This window comes from Paenibacillus sp. NPDC056722 (assembly GCF_042790635.1).
GTDB classification, from domain to species: Bacteria; Bacillota; Bacilli; order Paenibacillales; family Paenibacillaceae; genus Paenibacillus_AQ; species Paenibacillus_AQ agri.
In genome coordinates, this window is sequence record NZ_JBHTYV010000007.1 from 74,364 (window position 1) to 98,349 (window position 23,986).

24 protein-coding genes are annotated in these 23,986 nt (G+C 49.4%); 11 read left to right on the forward strand and 13 right to left on the reverse strand.

The features are described from left to right. Nucleotides 1–140 precede the first annotated feature (140 nt). Nucleotides 141–566, reverse strand: coding sequence for a VOC family protein (locus ACFRAM_RS18025; protein WP_379467037.1), 426 nt, complete (start codon nucleotides 564–566; stop codon nucleotides 141–143). 124 nt (nucleotides 567–690) lie between these two features. On the opposite strand from ACFRAM_RS18025, the gene ACFRAM_RS18030 reads away from it, so the two are divergent. Continuing rightward, nucleotides 691–1,638 carry a helix-turn-helix transcriptional regulator gene (locus ACFRAM_RS18030; RefSeq protein ID WP_379467038.1) on the forward strand — a complete coding sequence of 316 codons (948 nt, stop codon included), beginning with the start codon at nucleotides 691–693 and terminating at the stop codon, nucleotides 1,636–1,638. A gap of 246 nt (nucleotides 1,639–1,884) precedes the next feature. Here ACFRAM_RS18030 and ACFRAM_RS18035 read toward each other — a convergent pair whose 3' ends face one another. Continuing rightward, nucleotides 1,885–3,579, reverse strand: coding sequence for a DUF4127 family protein (locus tag ACFRAM_RS18035; RefSeq protein ID WP_379467039.1), 1,695 nt, complete (start codon nucleotides 3,577–3,579; stop codon nucleotides 1,885–1,887). A 256-nt stretch (nucleotides 3,580–3,835) separates the two neighbouring features. On the opposite strand from ACFRAM_RS18035, the gene ACFRAM_RS18040 reads away from it, so the two are divergent. Together ACFRAM_RS18040 and ACFRAM_RS18045 are read left to right on the forward strand one after the other, a co-directional pair. Then, complete coding sequence (locus ACFRAM_RS18040) at nucleotides 3,836–4,174, forward strand: sigma factor-like helix-turn-helix DNA-binding protein (RefSeq protein ID WP_175372049.1); 339 nt, start codon at nucleotides 3,836–3,838, stop codon at nucleotides 4,172–4,174. After that, nucleotides 4,126–4,362 carry a helix-turn-helix domain-containing protein gene (locus ACFRAM_RS18045; protein WP_379467040.1) on the forward strand — a complete coding sequence of 79 codons (237 nt, stop codon included), beginning with the start codon at nucleotides 4,126–4,128 and terminating at the stop codon, nucleotides 4,360–4,362. Before ACFRAM_RS18040 ends, ACFRAM_RS18045 begins: the two co-directional genes overlap by 49 nt. Nucleotides 4,363–4,515: 153 nt before the next feature. Here the strand turns inward: ACFRAM_RS18045 and ACFRAM_RS18050 are convergent, their stop codons facing one another. Both ACFRAM_RS18050 and ACFRAM_RS18055 read right to left on the reverse strand, forming a co-directional pair. Beyond that, nucleotides 4,516–6,225: a glycosyltransferase family 2 protein gene (locus ACFRAM_RS18050; protein WP_379467041.1), complete on the reverse strand. Its 1,710-nt coding sequence runs from the start codon at nucleotides 6,223–6,225 to the stop codon at nucleotides 4,516–4,518. Further along, the gene (locus ACFRAM_RS18055; RefSeq protein WP_379467042.1) at nucleotides 6,222–7,337 is read right to left on the reverse strand and encodes a tetratricopeptide repeat-containing glycosyltransferase family 2 protein; all 1,116 of its coding nucleotides are present in this window, start codon (nucleotides 7,335–7,337) and stop codon (nucleotides 6,222–6,224) included. The genes ACFRAM_RS18050 and ACFRAM_RS18055 overlap by 4 nt, the downstream gene beginning before the upstream one ends. Before the next feature lie 342 nt (nucleotides 7,338–7,679). Here ACFRAM_RS18055 and ACFRAM_RS18060 point away from each other — a divergent pair, with 342 nt between their 5' ends. From ACFRAM_RS18060 to ACFRAM_RS18085, 6 genes are all read left to right on the forward strand, one after another. Beyond that, complete coding sequence (locus tag ACFRAM_RS18060; protein ID WP_379467043.1) at nucleotides 7,680–9,293, forward strand: ABC transporter substrate-binding protein; 1,614 nt, start codon at nucleotides 7,680–7,682, stop codon at nucleotides 9,291–9,293. A 68-nt stretch (nucleotides 9,294–9,361) separates the two neighbouring features. Then, nucleotides 9,362–10,312, forward strand: a complete 951-nt coding sequence (locus ACFRAM_RS18065) for an ABC transporter permease (RefSeq protein WP_066375232.1) — start codon at nucleotides 9,362–9,364, stop codon at nucleotides 10,310–10,312. Between the two features lie 4 nt (nucleotides 10,313–10,316). Next, a complete protein-coding gene (locus ACFRAM_RS18070) occupies nucleotides 10,317–11,162 on the forward strand; it encodes an ABC transporter permease (RefSeq protein WP_379467044.1) in 846 nt (281 codons plus the stop codon). A 15-nt stretch (nucleotides 11,163–11,177) separates the two neighbouring features. Beyond that, complete coding sequence (locus ACFRAM_RS18075) at nucleotides 11,178–12,182, forward strand: ABC transporter ATP-binding protein (RefSeq protein ID WP_379467045.1); 1,005 nt, start codon at nucleotides 11,178–11,180, stop codon at nucleotides 12,180–12,182. Further along, on the forward strand, nucleotides 12,179–13,087 hold the full coding sequence (locus tag ACFRAM_RS18080) for an ABC transporter ATP-binding protein (RefSeq protein WP_175372041.1): 909 nt from the start codon (nucleotides 12,179–12,181) through the stop codon (nucleotides 13,085–13,087). Before ACFRAM_RS18075 ends, ACFRAM_RS18080 begins: the two co-directional genes overlap by 4 nt. Nucleotides 13,088–13,118: 31 nt before the next feature. Next, nucleotides 13,119–13,568, forward strand: coding sequence for a hypothetical protein (locus ACFRAM_RS18085; RefSeq protein ID WP_379467046.1), 450 nt, complete (start codon nucleotides 13,119–13,121; stop codon nucleotides 13,566–13,568). A gap of 138 nt (nucleotides 13,569–13,706) precedes the next feature. Here ACFRAM_RS18085 and ACFRAM_RS18090 read toward each other — a convergent pair whose 3' ends face one another. Genes ACFRAM_RS18090 through ACFRAM_RS18115 form a run of 6 tightly spaced genes read right to left on the reverse strand, consistent with a single transcriptional unit; the run spans nucleotide 13,707 to nucleotide 18,904 of the window. Beyond that, nucleotides 13,707–14,573 carry a metallophosphoesterase family protein gene (locus tag ACFRAM_RS18090; RefSeq protein ID WP_379467047.1) on the reverse strand — a complete coding sequence of 289 codons (867 nt, stop codon included), beginning with the start codon at nucleotides 14,571–14,573 and terminating at the stop codon, nucleotides 13,707–13,709. Between the two features lie 47 nt (nucleotides 14,574–14,620). Then, nucleotides 14,621–14,962, reverse strand: a complete 342-nt coding sequence (locus tag ACFRAM_RS18095; protein WP_379467048.1) for a DMT family transporter — start codon at nucleotides 14,960–14,962, stop codon at nucleotides 14,621–14,623. Continuing rightward, nucleotides 14,959–15,747: an HAD family hydrolase gene (locus ACFRAM_RS18100; RefSeq protein ID WP_175372037.1), complete on the reverse strand. Its 789-nt coding sequence runs from the start codon at nucleotides 15,745–15,747 to the stop codon at nucleotides 14,959–14,961. The genes ACFRAM_RS18095 and ACFRAM_RS18100 overlap by 4 nt, the downstream gene beginning before the upstream one ends. A 15-nt stretch (nucleotides 15,748–15,762) precedes the next feature. Continuing rightward, on the reverse strand, nucleotides 15,763–17,112 hold the full coding sequence (locus ACFRAM_RS18105; protein WP_379467180.1) for an ABC transporter substrate-binding protein: 1,350 nt from the start codon (nucleotides 17,110–17,112) through the stop codon (nucleotides 15,763–15,765). Between the two features lie 41 nt (nucleotides 17,113–17,153). Beyond that, nucleotides 17,154–17,996, reverse strand: a complete 843-nt coding sequence (locus ACFRAM_RS18110; RefSeq protein ID WP_066375200.1) for a carbohydrate ABC transporter permease — start codon at nucleotides 17,994–17,996, stop codon at nucleotides 17,154–17,156. A gap of 29 nt (nucleotides 17,997–18,025) precedes the next feature. Beyond that, nucleotides 18,026–18,904: a carbohydrate ABC transporter permease gene (locus ACFRAM_RS18115; protein WP_379467049.1), complete on the reverse strand. Its 879-nt coding sequence runs from the start codon at nucleotides 18,902–18,904 to the stop codon at nucleotides 18,026–18,028. Between the two features lie 215 nt (nucleotides 18,905–19,119). Here ACFRAM_RS18115 and ACFRAM_RS18120 point away from each other — a divergent pair, with 215 nt between their 5' ends. Then, nucleotides 19,120–19,677, forward strand: a complete 558-nt coding sequence (locus ACFRAM_RS18120) for a GbsR/MarR family transcriptional regulator (protein ID WP_379467181.1) — start codon at nucleotides 19,120–19,122, stop codon at nucleotides 19,675–19,677. A gap of 181 nt (nucleotides 19,678–19,858) precedes the next feature. Then, the gene (locus tag ACFRAM_RS18125; RefSeq protein WP_379467050.1) at nucleotides 19,859–20,875 is read left to right on the forward strand and encodes an AI-2E family transporter; all 1,017 of its coding nucleotides are present in this window, start codon (nucleotides 19,859–19,861) and stop codon (nucleotides 20,873–20,875) included. A 95-nt stretch (nucleotides 20,876–20,970) separates the two neighbouring features. Here ACFRAM_RS18125 and ACFRAM_RS18130 read toward each other — a convergent pair whose 3' ends face one another. From ACFRAM_RS18130 to ACFRAM_RS18140, 3 genes are all read right to left on the reverse strand, one after another. Next, nucleotides 20,971–21,360, reverse strand: a complete 390-nt coding sequence (locus ACFRAM_RS18130) for a hypothetical protein (RefSeq protein ID WP_379467051.1) — start codon at nucleotides 21,358–21,360, stop codon at nucleotides 20,971–20,973. A gap of 173 nt (nucleotides 21,361–21,533) precedes the next feature. Beyond that, a complete protein-coding gene (locus ACFRAM_RS18135) occupies nucleotides 21,534–22,979 on the reverse strand; it encodes an amidase family protein (protein ID WP_379467052.1) in 1,446 nt (481 codons plus the stop codon). Between the two features lie 156 nt (nucleotides 22,980–23,135). Further along, entirely contained in the window at nucleotides 23,136–23,933 is a 798-nt protein-coding gene (locus tag ACFRAM_RS18140) for a class I SAM-dependent methyltransferase (protein ID WP_379467053.1), read from the reverse strand. Nucleotides 23,934–23,986: the final 53 nt, after the last annotated feature.

Below are 23,986 nucleotides of genomic sequence, written 5' to 3' on the forward strand. Positions count from 1 at the left end.
GCTGAGTCTATCCGATGAGTGTTAACACGTGGGTAACTGAATCTTATCATTGTATTAATCCCGGAGGTCTAAATTAAGGTGCTGTTAAGACTAGCTCGCAACCCTTTTATCTAATTGAAAAAGGAAGGCTTGAAGTGTTTCTATGACTGTCGTTTGGTGAAAATTTGAAAGGTTACGCCGAACTTATCCTTAACCATCCCGTAAGCCGGACTGAAATAGGCCGCTTCCAACGGCAGAACAACCTGACCCCCTTGTTGCAAGAGCTGATAGAATTGCTTGGCCTGATTGCTGTCATCCGTGGTGAGACAGATCGTCAAGATGTTGCCCTGTTGGAGTGCTAACCCCGGAATGGAGTCGGCTACAAATATCTGTGTATCGCCAATCTTCAGAATGGCGTGCGCAACGAGTGCCGTGTCCTCTGCCTTCAGCGGAGAATCGGGGTTCTGTGGGCCTTCACCAAAGGTTTGTTTGAAAAGCAGCTCGGCACCTAAAGCTTGTTCATAGAATTGGATGGCTTCCTTAGCCTGACCGTCAAGCATAATGTAGGGAATTAATTGAAAAGACATTCTTATACATCTCCTTAGGTTGAATTATGGTGTGGCGTTCTTGTTCTTGCTCTGGTTGTAATCTTATTGTAAAGTCTAATAGTGACAACTCTTGTCACTAATAAAAAATAATGGAGTCTGCCATATGCCAAAATCAAAACGGCTGCTGGAGCTGATGATGACCGTCAACCGGAAACGGAGATTTACCGTCAAGGAACTGGCCGAGGAATTCCAAGTCTCTACAAGGACTATCCTGAGGGATCTGCAGGAGCTTAGCGAGCTAGGTGTTCCTCTGTATTCAGAAGTGGGTCCGCACGGTGGTTATCAAGTGTTAAAAGAAAGCATTCTGCCGCCCATTGCCTTTACGGAGGAGGAAGCGGTTGCACTGTTTTTTGCCAGCCATGCCCTGCGTCATTATACCTCTCTACCCTTTAAGGAAGAATCTGCGGCGGCGCTTCAGAAGTTCTACCATTACATGTCCAGTGAAGTTCGAGATCGTATTGATCAGGTGAAGAATCGCTTCGATCTTGTGATCCCTGTACGGCAAACAGAGTCCCCTTATCTATCGATATTGTTGGAGGGGGCGATCAGGCAACGGGTGATGACTGTTGAATATGAGGCAAAGGGAGAACGTTCGCAGCGGCAGATTCAGCCCATTGGAGTCTATGCCCAAAATGGCTTGTGGTACTGTCCAGCTTATTGTTTTCTCCGTGAGGGCATTAGGGTCTTCCGCTGCGATAGGATGTATTCCGTTGATTTCGATACATCAGGTCTTACGCCGATGGATTTGCGGGAAGTTCATTTGGGCAATCGGAAGGAAGTATTGCACAAGGAGACGGAGACGATATCCCTGCTTGTTGAACTGGGCAGGGCAGGGGTTCAGAGATGTGAAGCGGAATTATGGCTGGTCTCCAAGCTGCATATCCGTGACGATGGCACCGGGTGGCTGGAAGGAGAGGTTCCGAAGCATGACCTTGCTTTCCTGGCCGACTTTATGATCAGCCTGGGTCATGAGGCAACTGTGCAACAACCGGCAGAATTGGTGAACCAGATGGTGACCAAGCTCTCGCGGATAATGTCCAAATACGAATAGGAACGATGAACCCAGGATGTACCGGTGCGCTGGATATAAGCCGGTAGGTGCTATCCGCCTTTCCATTCTGTAAGGCATCGTACCTGTGTTGCGAGAAATCCCTTTCAGGGACAGGGACAAGGGCAGTGGCAGTAGCAGTAGCAGTAGCAGTAGCAGTAGCAGTAGCAGGGGCATAATGAGCAGCAGCCCGTTCCACTTTTTGTGGAGCGGGCTGCTTTATTTGGCTTTGGAGTGGGAAGAATGACGCTATTCCAGATTCAGTGCCGGATTCAGCGTAATTTCAAAGGCACGGCCCCAGATGAAGTCCGGGTTCTCGTATGGGAGTATCGCGCAGGCATATTCAGCATAAGTCCAGTCAGAGCCGCAGATCTGGAGAATCGCTGAGTTGCCGGCTTGAAACGCTGCTTTACCGGCAAGTGTGGCGGTATGGATCTGCATCTGCTCCCGCAGGACAGTCTGCATATGAGTATAATCGGCAGGTGAATTGAACAGCAGCATATTCTGATCGGCAAGTGTTGAAGTATTAGTGTACAAGGAATGATCTCTGGAATAGGTTCGAATCTGGACAATGGCGAGTGTTTTATAGTAGTAGTCTTTCAAAAAGCGTTTGAACAGTAATGATCCATGAGCGTTCATAGCCGCCTTAAGGGCGGTTTCATTCGTCTCTGTCAACAAGTAGGCGTACCGTGCTTGCCCCATACCAAGTGCGAGCCCCATTTTGTTACCGGCAGTATTCCAGGCACAGTATCCCAGAAGACGGCCCGTGTGTTCGCTACCCAGCAGGGCCTCTGTGACTGCAGGATTCCCTTTGCCCAAGTCGACGAAATCAATGACGATGGTCGGAATACACTCGTTGCTGTTGGTAGTAATTCTATTCAGAGCTGCGGGTAATTGATCTGCAGCAGTAATTGCTACGATCTCCACTGCAGGGTGGTCCGATACCATGCGGCCGCCGATGATATCCACATGCCGCTCTAAATTTTGATGCACATCCATATATTCATAGGCGCTAGTAATGGTGGAGCCGTGGGGGCCAAAATAGTGTACAGCATAACCAGGTTTTACCCCGCTGCGATATAGTTGGTTCGCCATACGAGCCACCAGCGCTTGCCCCAATCCATCCGCATCTGGAAGAATGATGGCTCGATCCGGATTCTGTCCATTACTTCCACCCCCCAGCCAAGCTTGAATGCGTCCTTCCACGTACTTGATCTCATTGATCTGCACACCTTGGGTGTTGGCGTCGTCCACACCAATCGCAAGGAAATCGATAAAGCCTTCTTTCACCAGGGACTCTAGGATATAACGGTTGGATTTGAATTTGTGCTGGCGAGTGTTATAGTACTGCTCTTTATCAAAATGAATGGTATCTCCATAGGAGGAATCAGGAGACAGGTTATACCCCTCCAAAATATCATCAAATGCGGTAAAGGTTCTTCTTGGTTGCAGCATGAGCCCACGCGATTCATTATAGGCGTCCAAAGTAAGCCCCTCAGTAAACACGGTTGTCGCCAGCCGCATAATCGTATCTAGAACAAACACTGGTTTGTCCGGGTAATCTTGCTTAACGAGACGGATAACATCCAGCAAATCTGTTGTTGTCGCATCATAGTCCGGGTAAGCCCCGCCACCATTTGTACGAAGTCTTCTGCTGCCGATCAGGCCCCCGTAGGCCAGCATATCACTCGAAATAATAAAGCCGTCCACTGAAGCGGCATGGTTCAGAATGAAATTGCGGATATTCGCCGGATGGCCATAGGTTGGCGAGGAGGTACTGTCCAGCGTGGTGCCGGAGGAAGTTTTCTCGGAATCCGGGCGGTTCCTGATATCATCAAGTTTCGGTGTAATAATCTGGATGCCGGCAGATCTTCCTTGGACAATGACATCATCCAGGTTCACCGGGCGATCATCGAGCGGTACATACAGCACTTTTTTCATCATATTAGCTCCCTTTGGTTGGATAGGCTGTCATAGCCTTCACTTATATAGGTGATCTCGTGTAGAGAATAACAACCGGAAATCTATTTTTGCGGAAAAGCACTTAGCCAGCGCCATTTGAAATAGAGAATTGATAGCTCATTTCACAATCCAGTTAAATAATGGTACTATAAACAAGAACAATTGTTCCTATTTTGGTTGTAGGAAGTTCTCTTGAATTTCCCTACTATAGACAACACTAGAGAGGAGAGTCTTAATTGTGGACAAGCAGACATCGGTCTATGAGCGCTGTAAAAGCGAGATCTATCGCATTGGATGGAGAGTGCAGTATCGGGCCAGAAAAATCAGGAGCCGGGAATGCTCCTTCTATGACAATCCCCTTCACGGTGCCGGCTTTGCCGTTTCTTCTGAAGAGAAGGTGTGGGTCCGGCAGCTTGTCGACACATTGCCTCCGCAGGGAAAAGTCATTATAGATAAACTTTACTTTCAGGATTTGACGGAAGCCGAGGTTGCCCGGCAGCTGAATATCAGTCAACAGGGGGTGAATAAATGGAAACGAAAGATGATCCGGGAATTATCCCGGACCGTGAAATCCTAGAATTGCTGCGTGCTGCCAAGCAAGGAGACACCGAGGCCATGCTGCAGCTTATAGATTTATATGAAGAGGATATTCTGCGAATCAGCAAATTCATTCATTTGCCGGAGGAGGATGCGGTGTCTGCGATTATTCTGGAATTTTTGGAGTTTATTCAGGGGGAGACTGAGGCCTTCGACGGGCGATCTTGAGCATGCTGGATCCTGAATACCGTGAAAGATATGTAGGTTAAGGCTAGCAACAGGGGCAAAGTCATACGAAAAGGCCAACCGAAATCGGCTGGCCTTTGTTTTTGCAATGAGTCTGGACTCGCCGTAACCATCATCCGAAGTGAGCTTCCCCGCTCACTCCACCCAAGGTACCAGATGAGGCTGCTCGTCAAGGATGGAGATGTACTGTTCTTTCCACCCATATTGACCTTCGGGGTCAAGGTGCATATATCTTGCGAATTTCTCCAGACGAAACTCCAGTCTAGACCATCCCAGATGCTTGATACGTAGAAGGCTTAATTGATGGGGCACTTCGAACACGTTCTCCGGTAAACGTCCACAGTGCTGCGGTGAATTTTTCCAAGTATAGTTCAAGTCCTTGTTGTAGCGGAGCAGGAATGGCCTGAAGCTGTAGTGGGAACTCCAATACTGGTCATCCCTGTAGTGATTCTCATCCCAGAAATCATAGAGCCGGAAGCAGAGCAGATCAGACTTTGTCTGCCGCAGCAACTCGTCGACCTGTTGGGCGAATCTGTTCTCGAACAGTTCATCTGCATCGAGGGTGAGAATCCATTCCGGCTCGGTTTGGACCACTTCCTGCCATAACTGTGTGCGCAGTTCATATTCATTGCTGAATCTGGACTCGGTGTTGCGTATAAGGGTGACAGGAAGGCCTGCCAGCACCTCCAGACAGATATCTGCCGTATCATCTGTGCTGCCATCATCGATAATTACGGCTTCATCAATATATTTGCGGTGTTCTTCCAGTACCTGTCGCAGAAAGCGGTTGGCCTCATTTTTGACGATCATAGCCAAGGTCAGCTTGGGGCGCTTTTCGGAGGCTGGAATAGCTGATTCTTTCTCAAGAAGCTGATCTTCTTCCGGCGGGGTTGATTCTAACGATCCTACGGGATTATCCGGGCTTGCGGAGCTTTCCGATCCTACGGAGTCTTCAGGCTGATTGGAGTCCTCCTGTGAAGGCGGGGACACCGGTTCGCTACCCGGCGGTATGCCTGCCTCACCCGAGGTACGCTGTACAAATTCATCAACTTTACTGAGATCACTATCCCTGTAGAGATGCAGCGCAGGATAGTGAGTGTCAACGAACAGAGGAATACCAAGTGCTGCGGCGCGAATGCAGAAGTGACGGTCTTCTCCCCAGAAGGAGATATTTTTGACAGGATTATAGCTAACGCCTCTCACGATGGCTGCTTTACTGATGAGTGTACAGGCTCCGAGACCACCGACTTCATAAATTCCGGGAACCTGCATTCTGTTGATGAACTCGTGGAACCTGCTGCGGGTATCCTCAGCGGATAGCTTCTCACCTGGTAGTTGATCCCACTGATTGTATTCATCGTGCATCCAGACCTGGGGCTGGAACATCGTGTCCGGCTGCCACTGCGTCCAGAAGACCTCAGAAATAATATCTTTCTCCGTGCTGATGAGATGACTCAGCGTATCAGGATGGAGGATTAGATCGGAATCCAGCAAGAATAAATAATCATATTCGAGGGTCTGGGCCCGCTGGATCATAAGGTTCTTGAAGGTAGCCACCTTCCAGACCAGGTTAGTGCTCCAGAAATGGGTGGTATCGTTCCGGATATAAGTATCGTTGTAGCCCGAGGGTTGAATCAGAACATTGCCCGTATTTGCTTCGGTACTTGCTTTGAACGCTTTAAGTAATTCGGAAGACTGCCCATCCTGATTGTCGTCGATAAAAAAGAAATCAAGTTGAATTCCCTCCAACTTCAAGCGGCCCAGTGACTCCAGAAAATGCTGCAACACAGTCGCCTTCTGATGAATAGGGCTGCCAAGCAGCACGCGGATCGGTTGGTCACTCATACGTCACCCCCCTGGTTGGTGTCTGACTCCGCTTGTGTCTGCGGATTAAGGACAGCCTCCAGATAAGCCTTGTTTAACAGTATACGTTCGTCACTCGGACGGTAGGTCCGGGCCGCCTCGTTATGGGCGTAAGCCATCTGATGCTGGCCGATTCTGTCATAGCAGACGCAGAGCTGAAGGTGGGGTAGCCAGGTAGAGCAGGCCAGGTTGCGCAGTCCCCATTGATCGCCGGAAGGCTGGTCGGCTACAGCTGCCTTATACCAGAAGATGGCCGCATTGATATTATTTTTATTGAGAAAATGGTATCCGATCCGGCAGCAAAATTCCGCGCGTGGCTGATCATACCGGAAGGACAGAAGGGCGGCTTCCAGCGCCCGGTCCTCATCCTTCAGCCCGTGGTAGCAATCCGCCAACTTGCCGCAGGCAGCGATGTTGTCCTCAATCCAGCCCAGCCCGGTCCCGAGGAACTCCCCATAGAAGCGGATGGCCCGCTCATACTGGCTGTGATCCAGCAGCTCGTTGGCGAAGTAATATAAGTCCCGAGGTGAGAATTGCTCTCCACCAGCCAGACGTTCTTCATAGATATTCAGGTTACGGTCGCTGTCATGATGGATGCTGCTGTGGGTAACGGCGATATCACTGTTGATGATGTTCCCGCTAACCTCCAGATATTCATGGACGGCTCCGATCCAGCGGAAGCCATTGCTTCTCTTGACCAGCCGGTTGCGGCGTAGACTGGACACCACATTCCCTTCTTCATCAAAGGCCAGGTGATAATTCATGGTAACAGAGTCGACCGCCGGGTCCAGCGTGTCCTTGAGGGCGCGCAGGCGCTCACGATCCACATCCTTGAAGACATCATCTGCATCCAGCCAAAGGATATATTCCTTCGTCGCTTGTGAGAAGGCGTGATTACGGGCAGCGGCGAAATCATAAATCCATTCAAAATCAAACACCTGATCACTATACTTGCGGATGATCTCTTTTGTAGCGTCTGTCGATCCTGTATCGACAATAATAATCTCATCGACCAAATCGGCCACGGAGCTCAGGCAGCGGTCCAAGGTATCCTCTTCATTTTTTACGATCATGCACAGGCTTATTGTGATCATAAGGTCCTCCCGTTCTCAAAATACATTTGTGCGTTTGGTTTAATATATTTAGAAAACGTGAATGGTGACCCTTATATTTTCAGAGGTTGTCTTTTTTTTCGGTTAAAACCTTAATAATGGAGCAAAATAGGGTTGTAGTGTTGTCGACATGTTTTAAAATTGATGCAAATGCTGTACAATAACTTCAGTGCATCATTACAAAAGGTAAGGATGATACACTTAGTCACTGATTTCCTTTTTGTTGCATTTATGTGAAATTACATCCATTGTAATCCCTAGTATTCCGATATATAATTAAAAAAACATCTTGGGATTCAATAGAGAGATATGGGGGAAAGAAACATGCGTAAACGACTAACTGGTTTTATCGGCGTGATATTATTGACACTCCTGGTGAGTGCTTGCTCCGGCGGAAATAACGCAGCACCTGCTGCAAGTAATGCACCTGCAGAATCGCAGCAACCTGCTGACAATGGCACACCAAAAGACGGCGGTAATCTAATCATTGGAGTAGCTGCCGATCCGGTCATCCTGAACCCGAACTATGCGGGCGACCGTGTCAGCCTGACCATCGACCAAGCGCTGTATGCACCATTGTTCCAAGTGAATAACGGAAAGAAAACTTTTTATCTGGCAGACAGCCTGACAGCATCTGCAGATAACCTTACTTATACATTGAAGCTGAAGAGTGGACTGACTTGGCATGACGGCGAGAAGCTTACAGCTGACGATGTTGTGTTCACCATCAACAGCATTTTGGACGAGAAGCAGAACAGCCTCTTGAGATCCAACCTGATCATCGGTGACAAGCCGATCCAAGCTGTTAAGGTGGACGATCTGACTGTGGAGTTCAAGCTTCCGCAAGTCGCACCTGCTTTTGAAGCGACACTGGTACAGATTTCCCCGATTCCAAAGCATATCTTTGAGAATGAGGCAGACATCGAGAAGAGCCCTAAAAATGCCGCTCCAGTCGGCTCTGGCCCGTTCAAATTCAAAGAATACAAAACTGGTGAATACCTGACTTTGGAACGCTTCGATAATTACTTCGGCGGCAAGCCGCATCTGGATTCCGTGACTTACCGGATTGCTAAAGACACTAACAGCGCAAACCTTGCACTGCAAAACGGCGAGATTAACGTGAAGTATCTGGATCCGCAAGACGTAGCTACATTCCAAGCGACGAATAACTTTGAAATTCTACCTTACAGCGAAGGACGTTTGGCATACCTGCTGTTCAACGCTAACAGTGACAGAGGTGCTCTTGCTAAGAAAGAAGTGCGTGAAGCTCTATCCCTGGCGCTGAGCCGCGATGAATTGATCCAAACAGCTTATACATCCGGTGATTATGCTGAACCGGCAAAATCATTCGTAACACCTGATGGTTTGTTCTTTACCAATGACGTAACTTCGTATGATAATGACGCGGCTAAAGCCAAGGAACTGTTGGACAAAGCTGGTGTCAGCAACCTGAAATTGAGATTTATCACAACGAGCGGCAATAAGGTACAAGAGGCAGTTTCCTTGTATGTTCAACAAAAGCTGAAAGCGATCGGTGTAGATGTGGAATTGCAAAGCGTTGATGCTTCCGCATACTCCAAACGTTTCACGGATAAGGACGCTAAAGACTTTGAACTTGCTCTGGCTGGATATATCATGGGTTATGACCCGGATGCATACCGTATTCTGTACAGCTCTACCGGGAATTCCAATTACTCGCACTATAACAATCCGGAAGTAGACAAATTGTTTGATGCAGGTGCTAGTGAAGCAGACACTGCTAAGCGCGGAGAAATTTACAAAAAAGCACAGGAGATCGTAGCTGAAGATGCACCGATCTACCCTATTGCGTATACCAAGACCATCGTAGCTGTCTCTAAGCAATATGGTGGCATTGAAGAAGCAGTATTGAAGCCTGTCGTTATTTTTGAAGATTTGTCCAAAATCTACCTTAAATAAGAACGGGAAAAAATAAGCTGGTTAATCCAGCTTATTTTTTTGCCGATATGAGCTGGGAGAGTATACGAATGAGACAACTCATCGTCCGTAGATTGCTGCAAACCGTACCGCTGCTGTTCTTCGTATCAGTGGTATGCTTTTTCATGATCAAACTGGCGCCGGGCGATCCGGTGCTTTCCTTCGTAACCCCGAATATGCATGCCGAAGATATCGAGCGTGTCCGGCATAATTTGGGACTGGACAAGCCGGCCTACATCCAATATTTCATCTGGCTTAAAGAATTGCTTCAAGGTAATTTCGGTTATTCACTGATCAATCACCAGCCGGTGCTGGACCAAATTTTGGAGCGCCTGCCGGCTACCGCCGGTTTGATGGGTAGCGCCATTGCTCTAGCTGTGCTACTCGCGATTCCGCTTGGCCTTCTGGCCGGAGCGAACCGCAACCGCTGGGTGGATAAGCTGATTAACTTTATTTCGTATATCGGTATTTCCGTGCCCCTCTTCTGGTTGGCTATTCTAATGATTTATTTATTCGCGATCAAGCTTCATTGGCTTCCTAGTATGGGAATGCGTACTATTGGCGTGGAGTCGGCGGCAGATATCTTTAAGCATGGAATTCTGCCTTGTACGGTGCTGGCTTTTGGATTCCTGACCAGTTACGTTCGGTATATTCGCTCCAGCACAATTGGTCAGCTAAAAGAAGAGTACGTGCAGATTCAATATGCTTTTGGAGCTTCGAAGACTACAGTGCTGTTTCGCCATGTAATGAAGCATGTGCTGCTGCCGGTAATTACGCTGCTCGGGATGTCCATGGGTGATCTTGTAGCCGGAGCGATTGTTACGGAGACGGTATTCTCTTGGCCCGGCATTGGCTCTTTGGGCATGACTGCGGTTAGGGGTATGGATTACCCTGTTATTATGGGTATCACTTTATTTTCTTCTTTGATGCTGATTATAGGCAATCTGGCGGCGGATATCCTGTACAGCTTCGTGGATCCGCGAATTAAACTAACGAGGTGACCTCATGAATCGCAGTAAATGGAAAAATGTCGGAAGTGAGCTGCTGGGAAATGGTATGGGTGTCGCTGCCCTTATCCTTCTGTTGCTGTTCACGCTTGCCTCGGTCTTCGCGTTCTTATCCGGCCATGATCCGAATGCACTGAATGTAATGGCACGTTTGACTCCACCCGGAGCAGAGCATTGGTTCGGAACCGATGATTTCGGACGGGATTATTTCGCCAGAGCACTGTACGGAGGCCGGGTATCCTTGTTAGTCGGCTTTACTGCCATGATTATTGCGACTGGTATTGGCGTAACAGTAGGTGTGATCAGCGGCTACTTCGGCGGCTGGCTGGACAACCTTCTGATGCGTATGCTGGATGTAATATTGTCGATACCTACGTTTCTGATCCTGCTGCTGCTCAGCGTATTTTTGAAGCCGAGCGTCGGCAATATTATTGTCATTATAGCTTTGCTGATGTGGATGCACATCGCCCGGGTCATCCGGGCGGAGACGATGACTCTGAAGGAGCGGGAATTTGTACTATACGCCAAGGCCTCGGGTCAAAGTGCGTTCGGCATCATCCTGAAGCATATTATGCCGGGCTTGATCCCGGTCATCATTGTAGGGGCTACGAATAACATCGCTTCGGCGATTATGATGGAGTCTTCCCTGAGCTTTTTGGGCTTTGGGGTACAACCTCCGAATGCAACATGGGGCAGCATGCTGAACAATGCGCAGGGTTATATCGCTCAGGCGCCATATTTGGCGGTGTTCCCGGGCTTACTGATCCTTTTGACTGTACTGAGCTTTAATATATTGGGCGATATTCTGCGGGTTGGCTTTGAACCGAAGCTAATCAAGAGATAGGAGTGTGGAGACATCATGACGGAACGTCTACTGTCTGTTGAGGATTTGAAGGTTTCGTTCTCCACGCGGGATGGAGAGAATCAAGCCGTGCGCGGTGTTAGCTTCCATATCGATGCCGGGGAGACCGTGGGTATTGTCGGTGAGTCCGGCAGTGGTAAGAGCGTGACAGCCAAGGCGATCATGTCTTTGATCACACCACCCGGCAAAATCACCTCGGGAAATGTTAACTTCCGCGGTGAGAACCTCCTGAACCTGTCGGAGAAGCAGTGGAGAAAACTGCGCGGTAACCAGATCGCGATGGTCTTTCAGGACCCGATGACCTCGCTGAATCCGGTCAAAAAGATTGGTCAGCAATTAACAGAAGTGATCCGCAGACACCGCGGATTAAATAAAGAAGCAGCGCTGACGGAAGCGGCTAATATGCTGCGTCAGGTTGGGATTAGCCAACCCGAGCAGCGCTTGCAGCAATATCCGCATGAATTCAGCGGCGGAATGCGGCAGCGGGTGATGATCGCCATGGCGCTTTCCTGCCAGCCGGAGCTTTTGATTGCGGATGAGCCGACAACAGCGCTGGATGCGACCATCCAGGCGCAGATTCTAGACCTATTTAAGGAACTGAAGGGTAATTCACATACTGCAGTCGCGCTAATTACCCATGATTTGGGCGTAGTGGCCCAAGTCTGTACCCGGGTCATTGTCATGTATGGTGGATTGATCATGGAAGAGGGAACGGTAGAGGATATCTTTTACCGTCCGCAGCATCCTTACACCAAGGGCTTGCTGCGCTCTATTCCGAAGAATGGGGGCAAGTCGAAAGAACGCCTGGTGCCGATCGAAGGCTCACCGCCGGATCTGCTGGATCCCCCGCCTGGTTGCCCATTCATGGACCGTTGCCCGCATGCGTTTGCCCGCTGTGCGGAGCGGCCTCCGGTATTCGAACTGTCGGCGGGACATCGCTCGATGTGTTGGCTGGCTGATGGTGAGGTATCTGTAGGTGTGGAAGGAGGGACGTTCGCTTGAGTGAGAGCAAAATATTAGTCGACGTGAAGAATCTCAAGAAGCATTTCTCCAAAGGCAAAGACATCTGGGGACGTGATACGGATGTGCTGAAGGCGGTGGACGGTGTTAGCTTCCAGATTCGCAAGGGTGAGACCTTTGGTCTTGTCGGCGAATCGGGGAGCGGAAAGTCGACAGTAGGGCGCTGTCTGCTTCGTCTGTATGATTATACGGATGGAGAAGTATCTTTCGATGGGCAGCAAATCGGCGGATTGGGCGAGAAAAAGCTGAAGCCGTTTCGCAGACGTATTCAGTCGATTTTCCAAGACCCGTATTCTTCGCTGAATCCCGGTCTGAATGTGCTGGAGCTGATCAGCGAGCCGATGAAGATCCACGGTACCCACCAGGGCGAAGATCGCAAGGAAATCATTGCGGCCCTGCTGGAAAAAGTGGGACTTAAGCGAGAGCATCTGTACCGCTTCCCGCATGAGTTCAGCGGTGGGCAGCGCCAGCGGATCTCCATTGCCAGAGCCCTGTCAGTGAGACCGGAATTTGTCGTCTGTGACGAGCCCATCTCTGCGCTGGACGTTTCGGTTCAAGCCCAGGTCGTGAACATGCTGGAGGATTTGCAGGCTGAGTTCGGACTGACGTATCTCTTCATCGCGCATGATCTGTCAATGGTGCGGCACATCTCCGATCGCATCGGAGTAATGTATGCTGGCCGTTTGGTTGAGGTTGCCGAAAGTGATGAATTGTACGAGAACCCACAGCATCCTTACACACAAGCGTTGTTGTCTTCCATCCTGGAGCCGGATCCGAAGAAGGCCGGTCAACGCCTGAGCCAGAACGGTTATACAGCAAAGCGTGGTGGCGAGGGGAATTCCGAGCTTCGCGAAGTAAGCCCTGGCCACTTCGTTGCTGATTTCTAAACCATCTTATCGAAAATGGGAGGAATAAGAGATGTCGGAGAATTTGAACAGAGTGAAGCTGTCCCAGTGGGATGCCTTAATCCTGGAATCGTTGCGTACCTTAGGCTGGTCTGATGACGAGCTGCTACGCAGAGTAGCCTCAGGTGAGCTGCCTGTAGACGAAAGCGAGTTCCATTTTGATTATAAGCAGCTTACGGCGTTGCAGGCTGAGCAGCCTGAACTATTCGAGCGGGCGGTACGGGAAGGCTATCAAATCAAATACAATACCATTCGCGGTGTTCGCAGCTGGATTTTCGTTGCCTTGGGCAAAGAGCCTGTGCTGGAACTTGAGCCGGGTAAGGAAGCTGTAGAGGTATCGTTGACGGCAGCCGAGAAGGCGCGGCTGGAAGGGGTACTATCCTTCGGCTGGGAGATTCATGAAGGAACCGGAGCCTCGGATGAGGAGACTTCGAGCTACCGGATTGAGCCTGTACAGCGTTAAGATATAGCTAAAAGCTAGCGCTTGAGCTAGGATTAGCGAAAAAGACTTCAAAAAAACGATTGCTCTGCAAGGCTTTACAGCCTGCATGCAATCGTTTTTTTGTATGATCATATTTAAAATTAAATAGGCAGTAGAGTGCTACATCTTTACCACAGGAAAGGCTACCTCGTACTGTGCAGCGGGAATCCAGGTTCCGGTCTTGAAGTCGCGGCCTCGCACCAGCACCTTGTCGCTGTAGATTTCCACATAGAAGCCTTGGCTTCCATCCTTGTGCTCATCCTCGTTCGTCCATAGATAGGCAGTTGATGCGGCATTGAACATCGTTGCAGTCTCCCCGCGGCCTGGATACATCGTATTGTCGACTTCCATTTCCCAATGGGTGTGCCCTGTGAACAACAAGGTCTGCGGATGCTTGGAAAGAATGGCCCGCAATTCCTGGTCCTGAGTCACGCCGTACCATTCCTGGGATTCCAACGAGCCGGCTACAGTATCCTTGAGCGGCTGGTGGAGGAACAGGAAAACAGGCTTGTCCGGTGAAGCTTCCTCACCGAGTTTCAGATCCAGCCATTGAAGCTGCTCCTTGGAAAGGTCGCAGAAGAGCGGTAGATTCTCTTCCGTGCCGATAAAGATAAAGTGGTAGCCGTCTATCCAGTGATCATGATAGGGGCCGGGCATTCCTGTCCGGGAGGCATACAGCGCAAGGCGTGAATGCCAGTCACCCAGGCCAACGTCATGGTTGCCGAGGGTGAAGCGGACAGTCGGCAGTCCTGTTTGGTGTAAGCTCAAGATACGGCGTACTTCCTCATACTCTTCGGGGAATCCGTGGTCCGTGACATCCCCAATGTGCATGATGCCGCTGCTTCCTTCAGCGTGGCTGGCGATATCGCGCAAAGCCAGTCCGAAGTTAAGATTATACTCGTGATTAGGATCGACAGTGACGTGTGTATCTGTAATGATCTGAAAGCTGGCAAGAGGTTTTGCCACTTCTGCAGAATTCATGTTCATATGGAACAGGCACCTCCTGGAATAATATGAAGGGGACGCGGAAGCACTTAGTGGCTTTTATCGCTAAGATTGAGTCCGACAATCCCCACAACGATGACGGCAATCCAGAGCAGGGAGGACATGGGCATCCGTTCTTTGAATAAGAAGATGCCTGCTACGGAGATCAGTATGATTCCGGCTCCCGACCATATGGCGTATGCCATGCCTACCTTAATAGAGGTAAGGGCATAATTAAGCGATGTGAAGCTTATCGCGTAGAACAGAAACATGAGCACAGAGGGCCATAAGCGGGAGAACCCTTGAGAGGCTTTCATCGAAATGGTGCCAGATAGCTCGAAGACAATGGCCATGCCCAGGAAGATCCAGGCCCATGCTCCTTCCGGCTTCATTTCCCTGGTCTCCCGACGCTTAGATCTTCGTAAGTACGTACGATGACATCGGCATCAGACAACAGATTGCTTACCTCATCATCCGAAGCTGAACCTGGGAGTCCGATAGCCAGGGCGGCACCTGCCGCCTTGGCCATTCTCATATCGCCGTTCGTATCTCCGATCACCACTACCCCGGAAGGGTCAATCCCAAGTCTGCTACAGGCCAGCTGAACCATATCCGGAAATGGCTTCCCGCGCTCTACCTGATCAGTTCCGATCACCTCAGAGAAGTAATCTCGGATGCCGAGCCAGCGCAGATGCTTCTCTGCCGCATCGGTTTCATCGGCGGTGACCACCGCCATAGGCACACCATGGCTCCGGGCCTCCTCCAGGAAGCGTGTCAGCCCCGGCAGGGGGACGACTGGCCGCATCTCGTCCATCATGGCGTCCGCTTCCTTCCGGCACAGATCAACGATCTCCATCGTCTCTGCCCAGGATAGACCTTGCAGGTAGCCCTGCCAGGCGAGAATGGCGTAGAGATCAGCCATCGTACCCATGGCGAGCGGGCCGTTGCGGTCATAATCCGTGATGTTCCCGCCCTCGTTGTGCACGGTACCGAATAGGGATGGGATAGTCTCCGGCTGGAGCGTGAGCTGGCGGCTGTTTAGATGTGCGCCGAAACGCTCCAGCAGGCACTTGGCCCAGACTCCCCAGAGGGATACGAATTCCAGCAGGGTCCCGTCCTTATCGAACAGGATAGCAGATACAGCTTGACGCCCTTGCGGAGTAATAAGATCAGACATTGCGATTAGCCACCTTTATTTCAATTTATCCAAAGCCGCTTGTGCGGTTTTCTTCGCTTCTTGAAGTGCCTGTGCTGCAGGAATGTTCTGAATTTCTACCTTGTCAGCTGCAATCTTCAGTGCATCAGTGATTTTGCCGCCAGTTGGGTCCTGGAATGGTGCAGAACCATGTGCTGCTTGCATGAGCGGAATCTTGATTTGTGGATTGCTCTCGCTGAACTTCACGAATTCCGGATCTTGCAGTGCGGATTGACGAACAGAGATGTATCCAGTCTGGATCGACCAGAACGCTGTATTCTCGGAATTAGTGAAGTAGGCCAGCCATTTCATAGCTGCTTGCTTTTGATCGTCGCTAGCTTTGGAAGGAATACCAGCCATCAGTGCTTGAGCGACAGGCTTGCCTTCGCCGACACCGGCCCAACCTGGTTGTTCCATAGCAGCTACGACACCAAAGTCCAGATCGCCTTGGTCACCGCTGGAACCGGTGTAGCCTGCAGCTTGACCCTTCATAACATCGTCAATTGTTTTGTACCAGTACTCCCAGCCTTGACCGCCGGAGTGAATGCGCATGATTTTATCTTCATGAATCCATTTGCGGAACAAATCCCATGTCTGTACCCATTCCGGAGAATCGATCGTTACAGTTTTTCCGTCTGCACTAAGGACACTTCCGCCCTTGCTCAGCACAGCATCATACATATTCTCATAACCCCACATTGGCTCCCAGCCGTAGAAGGAAGTTTTGCCGCCGTCTTTAACAGACATTTTCTCAGCTGCTGCCGCGAGATCTTCCCACGTCTTCAGTTTATCGGCTTCGATTCCGTTCTTCTCAAAAGCATCCTTGCGATAGTACATCACTTGTGTAGTTCCGTACATTGGCAGGAAGAACTGCTTGCCGTCCACTTGTCCCTGAGTCAGGAAAGTCTGTACAAAATCCTCTTTGTTGAAGTCCGGCAGTTGCGCGATCAGATCGTCCATTGGAGCGAAGTAACCTTTACGCGCCCAGTCTACATTAGAAGACAGTACAGCAGCAGGTACTTGTCCAGTTGCAATAGCGGCCTGGAGCTTCTGTTCGGTCTCTGTATAGTCGCTCTGTACAATTCCTTTGACGATAACGTCCTTCTGTGAGGCGTTGAATTTCTGAATCAGCTTGTCCATGTTCTCGCCCAGCTTACCGCCGAGTCCGTACCAGAATTCAATGGTTACTGGAGCACTAGGTGCGGAAGAAGCCGGAGCGGTCGTCTCAGCAGCAGCATTCGTTTTGCCAGCGGTGTTTGTAGTGTTCGCAGTGTTTCCGCCACAGGCGGTGAGCAGGGTGAAGCTGGCAACCAGGGATACTGCGGATACTTTTTTCAAAACGTTCATCATCATTCTCCTTCAAATTAAGTATTATGGTGATAAGAATATTAACCTTTGCTGGACCCGGCGGTCATGTTGACGCTGGACATAATTGTTTTTTGCGCCACCAGGAAGACAAGCAGCAATGGAGCGATTGTAAAGGCGCTAGCAGCCATGATCAGCGGCCATTTTAATCCGTATGCACCTCCTTCAACGAAGAAGCTACGAAGTCCGGCAGATACCAACTGGAGGTTAGGGTCTTTGGTGATCAGCGTCGGCCAGAAATAGTTGTTGTATTGATCAATGAACGTGATGAGGGCCAGCACCGCAAAGGAAGAGCGGGCAACGGGAACGAGAATGGTCCAGAGAATCCGCATATGCGAGGCACCATCCACTTCACCGGCCTCCACCAGTTCATGGGGAACTTGCAAGAATGCTTGTCTAATCAGGAAAATCGAGAACACGCTGACACAGTTGGACAGAATCAGCCCGGCATAGGAATTGAGCAGACCAAGCTGGGACAGGACCAGATAGCTTGGAAGATACACGGCTGTGGCCGGAACCATGTAACCGAAAAGGATGATTCCGGAGAACAATCCTTTGAGCCGGAATTTCATATGGGTGAGCGCATAGGCCATCATGCCGGAATTGAACATTTGGATCAGAACGATGGAAGTAGCAACGATAATACTGTTACCCATATACCGGGAGAACGGTGCTGCATGCCAGGCCTCTGCAAAGTTGCCCCATAACGGTGTTTGTGGCCATAGCGTTGGCGGGGATTGCCAGATCTCATCATTGGTTTTGAGCGCATTTGTAATCATCCAGTAGAATGGAAAAGCCATGATTAAAGCAAGTGCAGCGAAGAACAAATGGCGTGACAGCTTGCCTATGTGCGAAAGAATACTCATAAAGCCCTCCTAGATGGCTAGTTTCATTATTAGTAGTGAGTGTTTCGGCTGCTGAAGATAACGGACAGCAGGGATAGCAGCATACATATGAAAACAAGTGTCATGGCTATAGAGGAGGCTTCCCCGATCTGGAACGATTCGAAAGCAGATTGGTAATACATGTATAGTAGGGTACGCGTGGAACCAGACGGTCCACCTTGAGTCAGTACGTTAATCTGGTCGTAAGCCTGTAGCGCCTGAATAAGTTGAACAATAAACAGGAACAGGGTAGTCGGCGAGATCAGCGGGAGCGTAATGCGGATGAACTTATGGACAGGTCTTGCTCCGTCCAGATCAGCTGCCTCCATAAGATCGGTAGGCACATTGCGCAAGGCTACCAGATAAAAGATCATCGCCCAACCGACAGATTTCCAGATGGTGACAAGCATTACGCCGACGAGAGCCCAGGTTGGATCTTGTAGCCAGCCAAGCTTTTCGAATCCCAGAAAGCTCAGGACCGTATTGGCGAGGCCGATCTCCGGCTCGTAGATCCACGACCAAACGATGGATACGGCTACCGTTGGAGTCACCCAAGGCGAGAACAACAGAACCTGATAAATTGCGGAGCCTTTCAGCTTCTTGTTCATTAGAAGGGCCAATCCAAGGCCGATCGCGATGACCGGAAGCACCGTGCCTGCACAGAACAGCACGGTGACCCGTAGTGCCTGGTAAAAAGCAGGGTTGCTCAGCAGGCTGATGTAGTTGTCGAGCCCGACAAAGGTTTTCTCCGGACTCATGAAGTCCCACTCGGTAAAGCTTAGATACAAGACGTACAGCAGCGGTGCAAGCCAGAACACGGTGAACGGAATCATGGCTGGCAGTGTGAATAGCACTGGCTTTAAGCCGCCGATAAACTTCGATCGAATCATTGTGTATATACCCCATTCCATCTTTTCAATTTCACTGTATAATTTGGAGTAAAGCTTCTCTGTTCAAAAAAAATTGTACACTCAATATCTGCAGGTGTGGTAAAGACGGCGTAAAACGGAAGCTAGATTTATGTAAAATTCTTAAAAAACGCGATAAAAGTTTCAGTTTTGTGTAATGTAGAGGATAGATTCCACAGGAAGTGAAGGTGTGCATGATGAAGCGAGAAGGAATTGGAGAGTTAGATTTGGAGCTGACGCCGCGGGTGCAATTGCAGCGCAGAATGATCGATGCTATCGCGCAGACGATGGATTTATACGGAGCCAATTATTCATTCGGGCAGTTGTACGGGATCATGTTCTTTGAAGATCGACCGATGACGCTTGAAGAAATGAAGCATATGATGAGCATGAGCAAGAGTAATATGAGCTATGGGGTTCGTTCCCTAATTTCTTCGGGCATGGTTACGAAGCTGGAGGAGAAACAGGAGCGCAAAGATTTGTATATGGCGGAGACGGATTTCTTCCGGGCATTCAGAAGTTTCTTCACAATGAAGCTGCAGCGGGAGATTGATGTAATGAATGAAGCGCTGGAGCATGTGTTGCCAGGTCTTCAGGAACTATTGGAGTCAGGAGAGCTATGTGAGGACGAGCGGGAGCGCTGCTTGATGGACTACGCCAAGATACAGCATGCGGTGGAATTTTATCAATCGTTGCAACAATTTGTGGACGAATTGCGTGTAGGGGATATTTTACCATATAAAGGGGGAGCCTAGACGGATAGCAGGACAAATTGGTAGGTACGGATGCCTAAATTCTGCAATATCTCTTGTTTTTTTCTAAAAAAGCACAAAAATCGCGAAAATACGACCGATTCGGAGCCCGTTATTTGCTATAATTGTTTTCATTAATGTAGACTATAATAAGGTGCCAATTGCAAGCGAATGGAGAGGAAGCATGGAAGTGTTCAAGCGTTTTTTTGAAAATTTAACTGTTCGGCGTTTCGGAATATTATTTCTGATCTGCCTGCTGTTGTTCAGTATCAGAGATATGCTCAATCTGGTGCTGCTGACCTTTCTGATTGCTTATGTCATGAACAGCTTTCAGGTGATGCTAACCAAACGGCTTGACAAATATGTCCGGATCAACAGCAAGGTTATTATTGTTTTTCTGTACCTGGCTTTGATTGCTACGATTGTTTTCGCACTCGTCAATTACCTTCCGAAAGTATTTGTCCAGATCAAGCAATTAACGTATTTTCTAACCAACCTTACGCCTGAAGATATTCCCCAGAATGACATCACCCAGCATATATTTAGAACCTTGAAGGATTTGAACTATCAGTCCTACATGACTCAAGGGATCGAGTATGTTTTGAGAATCAGTAATTGGGGTACGACCTTTGTGTTATCCACGATCCTAAGCTTTGTGTTCATCCTGGAGAAGAACCGAATTGTGGCCTTCACATCCAGACTGAGCACTAGTAAGATCAGCTGGTTCTACAAGGAACTGGAGTACTTTGGTCAAAAATTCATCTCTTCTTTCGGCAAAGTCATCGAAGCGCAGCTTCTGATCGCGATGTTCAATACCGTGTTTACGGTGATCGGGCTGTGGATTCTGGGCTTTCCGTATCTGTTCGCGCTTTCTATTATGATTTTCCTGCTTAGTTTGATCCCAGTCGTAGGTTTTGTAATCTCGTTGATCCCGCTATGTATCATTGGTTACAACATCGGCGGCCTCATGATGACGATCTATGTACTAGCTATGATTGCTATACTGCATTTTATAGAGGGATATTTCCTCAATCCGAAGCTGATGTCTTCCAAAATGAATCTGCCTATGTTCTACACCTTTGTCGTTCTGCTCTTCTCGGAACATTATTTAGGGATATGGGGTCTGATTCTCGGTATTCCGATCTTCGTCTTCTTCCTTGATATTCTGGAGATTGAACGGGAGAATGAGAAGAAGGGATAACTTCTATTCATATACACACAAGAAAGCCCGGCCAAATGGCCGGGCTTTTAGTTTCTGCTAGCGATATCAGAATGTCCACTTCCTATGTAATCCTGTTAACCGAATGAAGTGAGGACACTTTGCTCAACAATTTCTTTGATTTCTGCCTTGTGCGCAGCGTATTGCTCAGCCGTAATGCTTCCGCTGTGTAGGCGCTCATCCAACTGCTGTGTAAGCTGTGTCAGTTGCAGCTCAATCACATCCGCAATATCTCCGCCCTGATCAGCGGCAATGTCATGCAGCGACTTCCCGTCATACAACGATTCATATAGCTCCTCATTGGATGATTGGTTGAGTGCTTCCAGCAGGTCATCCTTATCCGCAACGCCAGTGGCAGTCCACTTCGCTACCGGACTTGCGCTTGTGATGGAGCTACCCCAGGCGGTGCCTCCGAAGGACATGGCTACTACCATCGTTCCGACAATCATCACTCGCTTTATGTTCATAGTTAGAAATCCTCTTTTCGTGTTTTTTGGTGCTTAATATATACGTACGGTTATGGGTGTGAGAGTTCAGTCTTCTGTTTGACCTAATGTTATTGTAAACAGCGAACCTGAGATAAACCTTAATTGTTCTTTAAGATAATCTAAAGATTGCTTTTGGTTATAGTACTTAGCATTTAATCAAGCTTAGGCGCGACACGGTGACCACTGGCCTGTTCATAGGCATAGGCCAACCCCAGCAGCACCGGCTCGCTGAAGGCGGTCCCTACAAAAGTAATCCCTTGATGTCCTTTGGTAGTGTATCCTCCCGGTGCTATAACCCCTGTTGCGGCAAATCCTCCAGGAACAGTGATGGACGGATAACCTGCCCTAGCGGCAATATCAGCGCCTCCTTCGTCGTCCAGAAACAGGAGGGCATCTAACTGATGGCTTTGCAGCGCATGGTCAATCCCCTGTTCCCGAGACATGAGAAGGTCCTTTCTTCTGCCTTCCAGATAGACCTCCTCGGTCAGTGTGCCGCTGGTTTCCTCGGACCAAATTAAGGTATCCTGGCCATATTTCAACGCGGCTTCGCCGTACTGTTCATTATAGGCAATAACCTCTGAAAGAGAGTGAACGGGCACGTCATCTGGCAGTTTTCCAAGATAACTGTTGAGTGCGGCCTTAAATTCATAGCGCATCACATTTCCATCCCACTCCATATCTTCGCAGGGGAGATGTACAGGGTCTATAATCACTGCCCCCTGTGCCTTAAGCTGAGAGATGGCTTCTTCAATAATTGCCAGTCTGGCCTCGTCCAGATCCTGATAATAGAATCGCGGAATCCCTATTCGCGCCTGCTTCAAGGCCTCTCGATTCAGATAGGGCCGGTAATCCTGCGGCTTGCCCTCTACGGTGAGTGCACCAAGCAGAATCGCTGTATCTGTTACAGTTCGAGTCATCGGACCAGCGCAGTCTTGGCTATAAGTGATCGGTATAATGCCGGATGAAGGAATTAAGCCCGCCGTGGGCTTCAGACCGACAAGACAGTTGCGGCCTGCCGGACCGATGATGGAGCCTGAGGTCTCTGTCCCGATAGCCGCAGCACTGAGATTGGCCGCAACAGCCGCTGCGGAACCGGAGCTGGAGCCACCAATGAACAGCTCGCCCGGACCATAGGGGTTTAGGACAAGGCCCCCTCGTGCGCTATATCCTGCCCACATCGTTGGCGACATGAAATTGGCCCATTCGGTCATATTCGTTTTACCCAGAAGAACTGCTCCTGCCGCACGAAGCCGGGCAGCCACGTAGGAATCCTCAGGGGCGATGGATTCGGCCAACGCCAACGAGCCTGCACTGGTATGCATGTCATCACGGGTGTCAATATTATCTTTTAACAGCACTGGAATCCCGTGAAGTGGCCCACGGGGGCCTTTGTCTTTTCGCTCGTGATCCAGATTTCTTGCAATATCTACAGCCTGGGGATTGATCTCCAATACAGAACGGAGCACAGGATCATACTTACGGATGCGCTCCAGATAGATGTTAACCAGATCCTCTGAGGTCACTCTCCCTGCGGCCATTTCCGTCTGCATGCCTGTAATATCTGCTTCGATAATCCATTCCTCAAGATGGTTATCCATAGCGCTTGACCTCTCTTCAGTTCAATGATGTCTTAAGGTAGAACATTTCCCTACAGCGTAGCAAAGTTCCTTTGGCAAGAGAGAGGGGGACTTTGGTTATATTTATTTTTTATAGAACAAAATAGCGCCATTTCAGCGCCATCTTGTTCCAGTCTATTAGGAGCGGATTTTTCTAAATCGGAAAATCACCGCCGCCGGCAGCTCATACCAATCAAACTGGCGTTTCGCGGATTCATCCGGTTCGAAGCTAGGTTCTTCTAGTCCATCCAGCACAAAACCAGACTGCATGAACGTATGGATGTAATAGGACAGCGGTCTATGAAAAATGAGATGGGCCACAGGCTGGCCCTTGATGCCAATGGAGTACATCGGCTCTGGAGTCAGGTAGCTGCTGACCTGCACGCTGTTGCGGTGTATGATCTCCCCGTTACGGTCCTCAGTCTCATGGACTTTTCGGGTGCCGGGAGCTTGGAAACACGGATGCGGAATCGAAAAGACGACAACACCATTGTCTTTCAGTATCTTTCCCAGTGCTTGTACCAGAGGCACAATGTCGGCAATATCCATCAGCGCCATATTTGCGACAGCAGCATCATATTGAGCGGTGCCTAGTGTCAGTAAGGAGTCGTAGTCCGTGGCGTCGATCACCCGGTAATCAATATTTAGTGCTGCCTGTCCGGTTCGTGAGATAGCCCGCTGTACCATGTTGGGACTGTAGTCAAAAGCAGTCACAACAGCGCCAAGCTCAGTCAGCCTTCTGGAGAAATTCCCGTTACCGCAAGCGATATCCAGCAAGGCTTGACCGGCTTGGACATTTAACAGCTCCTCGGTCTTGGGCCGGATAATTTCCCGGTGGAACTGGTTGCTGAGGTCGCCCATATAGCTGTCCCAGAACTCCGCATTTTCCTCCCATTTGGACCGGGATTCTTCCGTCAACTCTTTCCATTGGTTCATGTGAAGCCCTCCTTTAATAAGTTATCTGACTGACCGAGGGAAGTCTTAATTCT

What these genes read in the sequence shown, in the direction of transcription:
- ACFRAM_RS18100 (WP_175372037.1), bottom strand. Translation starts at nt 15,747, where the DNA reads ATGTCTGATCTTATTACTCCGCAAGGGCGTCAAGCTGTATCTGCTATC.
- ACFRAM_RS18110 (WP_066375200.1), bottom strand. Translation starts at nt 17,996, where the DNA reads ATGAGTATTCTTTCGCACATAGGCAAGCTGTCACGCCATTTGTTCTTC.
- ACFRAM_RS18055 (WP_379467042.1), bottom strand. Translation starts at nt 7,337, where the DNA reads ATGATCACAATAAGCCTGTGCATGATCGTAAAAAATGAAGAGGATACC.
- ACFRAM_RS18115 (WP_379467049.1), bottom strand. Translation starts at nt 18,904, where the DNA reads ATGATTCGATCGAAGTTTATCGGCGGCTTAAAGCCAGTGCTATTCACA.
- ACFRAM_RS18095 (WP_379467048.1), bottom strand. Translation starts at nt 14,962, where the DNA reads ATGAAGCCGGAAGGAGCATGGGCCTGGATCTTCCTGGGCATGGCCATT.
- ACFRAM_RS18060 (WP_379467043.1), top strand. Translation starts at nt 7,680, where the DNA reads ATGCGTAAACGACTAACTGGTTTTATCGGCGTGATATTATTGACACTC.
- ACFRAM_RS18105 (WP_379467180.1), bottom strand. Translation starts at nt 17,112, where the DNA reads ATGAACGTTTTGAAAAAAGTATCCGCAGTATCCCTGGTTGCCAGCTTC.
- ACFRAM_RS18030 (WP_379467038.1), top strand. Translation starts at nt 691, where the DNA reads ATGCCAAAATCAAAACGGCTGCTGGAGCTGATGATGACCGTCAACCGG.
- ACFRAM_RS18120 (WP_379467181.1), top strand. Translation starts at nt 19,120, where the DNA reads ATGAAGCGAGAAGGAATTGGAGAGTTAGATTTGGAGCTGACGCCGCGG.
- ACFRAM_RS18085 (WP_379467046.1), top strand. Translation starts at nt 13,119, where the DNA reads ATGTCGGAGAATTTGAACAGAGTGAAGCTGTCCCAGTGGGATGCCTTA.
- ACFRAM_RS18035 (WP_379467039.1), bottom strand. Translation starts at nt 3,579, where the DNA reads ATGATGAAAAAAGTGCTGTATGTACCGCTCGATGATCGCCCGGTGAAC.
- ACFRAM_RS18075 (WP_379467045.1), top strand. Translation starts at nt 11,178, where the DNA reads ATGACGGAACGTCTACTGTCTGTTGAGGATTTGAAGGTTTCGTTCTCC.
- ACFRAM_RS18070 (WP_379467044.1), top strand. Translation starts at nt 10,317, where the DNA reads ATGAATCGCAGTAAATGGAAAAATGTCGGAAGTGAGCTGCTGGGAAAT.
- ACFRAM_RS18140 (WP_379467053.1), bottom strand. Translation starts at nt 23,933, where the DNA reads ATGAACCAATGGAAAGAGTTGACGGAAGAATCCCGGTCCAAATGGGAG.
- ACFRAM_RS18045 (WP_379467040.1), top strand. Translation starts at nt 4,126, where the DNA reads ATGGAAACGAAAGATGATCCGGGAATTATCCCGGACCGTGAAATCCTA.
- ACFRAM_RS18130 (WP_379467051.1), bottom strand. Translation starts at nt 21,360, where the DNA reads ATGAACATAAAGCGAGTGATGATTGTCGGAACGATGGTAGTAGCCATG.
- ACFRAM_RS18025 (WP_379467037.1), bottom strand. Translation starts at nt 566, where the DNA reads ATGTCTTTTCAATTAATTCCCTACATTATGCTTGACGGTCAGGCTAAG.
- ACFRAM_RS18125 (WP_379467050.1), top strand. Translation starts at nt 19,859, where the DNA reads ATGGAAGTGTTCAAGCGTTTTTTTGAAAATTTAACTGTTCGGCGTTTC.
- ACFRAM_RS18050 (WP_379467041.1), bottom strand. Translation starts at nt 6,225, where the DNA reads ATGAGTGACCAACCGATCCGCGTGCTGCTTGGCAGCCCTATTCATCAG.
- ACFRAM_RS18065 (WP_066375232.1), top strand. Translation starts at nt 9,362, where the DNA reads ATGAGACAACTCATCGTCCGTAGATTGCTGCAAACCGTACCGCTGCTG.
- ACFRAM_RS18090 (WP_379467047.1), bottom strand. Translation starts at nt 14,573, where the DNA reads ATGAACATGAATTCTGCAGAAGTGGCAAAACCTCTTGCCAGCTTTCAG.
- ACFRAM_RS18135 (WP_379467052.1), bottom strand. Translation starts at nt 22,979, where the DNA reads ATGGATAACCATCTTGAGGAATGGATTATCGAAGCAGATATTACAGGC.